The sequence below is a fragment of the Jongsikchunia kroppenstedtii DSM 45133 genome (assembly GCF_000380485.1).
GTDB lineage: Bacteria > Actinomycetota > Actinomycetes > Mycobacteriales > Mycobacteriaceae > Jongsikchunia > Jongsikchunia kroppenstedtii.
Window position 1 is genome coordinate 1 of sequence record NZ_AQYG01000006.1, and the last position, 1,553, is coordinate 1,553.

General features: G+C 62.8%; 2 protein-coding genes. One reads left to right on the plus strand and one right to left on the minus strand.

Annotated elements, in window-relative coordinates; translation table 11 throughout:
- Nucleotides 1–319: 319 nt before the first annotated feature.
- On the minus strand, nucleotides 320–931 hold the full coding sequence (locus G341_RS22790) for a hypothetical protein (protein WP_018177066.1): 612 nt from the start codon (nucleotides 929–931) through the stop codon (nucleotides 320–322).
- 295 nt (nucleotides 932–1,226) lie between these two features.
- On the opposite strand from G341_RS22790, the gene G341_RS0100045 reads away from it, so the two are divergent.
- Nucleotides 1,227–1,553, plus strand: a 327-nt coding sequence (locus G341_RS0100045) for an MspA family porin (RefSeq protein WP_018177067.1), incomplete at its 3' end; no start/stop codon positions are given.

Below are 1,553 nucleotides of genomic sequence, written 5' to 3' on the forward strand. Positions count from 1 at the left end.
CGCCCCGACTTCGCCCGCGACATGCGCCGCGAGCAGCTGCTCGTCGGTACGTGGGTCCGCCGTCATTCCAGAGAGGCTAGATCAAATCGGACAAAAGGTATATTTGCAGGCTGGTAATGCACAACAAATTATGCACGGTGGTCTACGCGTACCGCCTCCGGGGTGCAGATGCGGCCCCGTCTTCCCTTCATGTCCGGACATCGCGATCGAGGGAACCTGTTGGATCTGATCGGTCATACCGCAAACCACTCGGCTCCGAGGGCACAAGGCTGCTGCCTTCGCGTCGCGGCAGCTTTATCGGCACAGAAGTCTGCGGTTGCTATTGCAGGAGTGGGGCCAGGCGTGGGTCGCTCATCCAGCTGTCGCCGAGAATGCCGCGGGCGCACCACAATGCCACTAATGGGTTCTCTGGTCCCTCCAATCGGAGCGGGTCACCTTGCTCGAACGCGCACACAGTGGTCCAGGCCGATAGATCGGGGTAGAACTCGCTAACGCCATTGAACCAGAACGACAGCCACGTCCCTCGACCGGCGCTGTGGCACAACACGCGTCGATCGGTGATCAAGATTCCGGTGCGCTGCTGTTCGCGCCACATCATGGTGGCGTTCGCCCGGGCAGCGTTGGCGGCGCGTGAGTTAGCGATCGCGTTTCCGAGCATCGCACCGGCGACGAATGAGGTCGGCCCCACCGCGAGAGTGGTTTGGCGCGCCCACGATCCATCGCCACGGGCGTAATAGCGGGAGTAGCCGATCTGGGTGGACAGATGCAGTTGCTCGTCTGGTTGCAGCACGACACCGTGGACCTGCTGGACTGGTGGATGCCCGCCAGCAGCGAGATGCCGAGCGGTGCCGCACGCGTGATACCACCACTGGCTACTTTGCGCAGTCAGTGCGGCTTGGTGCTCTATCAGGCGCTTATCGCGCTTGCCCATTCGACCTCCCACCGTCGCGGCCTGACGATACGGAATAGTCGGGTGTCGAGCGACTCACTCAGGTGGCCCGTGGGCTTCCGGCCGATCCGCTGTGCCCAGCCTCACATTTGTTGTCAGAAATCAACCGATAACTGCAGGTCACGACATGCTCGTAGCCGTCAGCAGCTCGCCTGTGCGTGAAGTATCTCTTGCAGTATTCCCGTTGCGTCGCCTACGTTCCATTCACCAACATGAATTGATGAATGTATTTATCGAAGTTGTCGGGAGGCTGGCTGTGGGGTTTCGGAGATGTGCTGTGGTCGCGGCCACGGCGGCAGTGGTCGGCCTGACCGGCGTCGCCGTCGAGGCCGGGAACGCGGCCGCCACCAACTACCCGAATGCGGCCACCACGCGTACCACCCCGGACGGCTGGAACGTCGGGGTCGGCCTCTCCGGCTATGCGGTGCACCAGGTGCCCGTGCTCAACCAATCCCCTTTCACGCGTGAGGCGTTCATCGATCTGAACAGCAACGGCGTGATCGGCGGCACCGGCCGGGTGCCGGTCGATTCGGGCACGTTGACCTACGGGCTGCAGCTGGCGTGCGGGGTCGATGTGTCCAACGGCGTCCAGCTCGGCCTGTCG

What these genes read in the sequence shown, in the direction of transcription:
- G341_RS22790 (WP_018177066.1), bottom strand. Translation starts at nt 931, where the DNA reads ATGGGCAAGCGCGATAAGCGCCTGATAGAGCACCAAGCCGCACTGACT.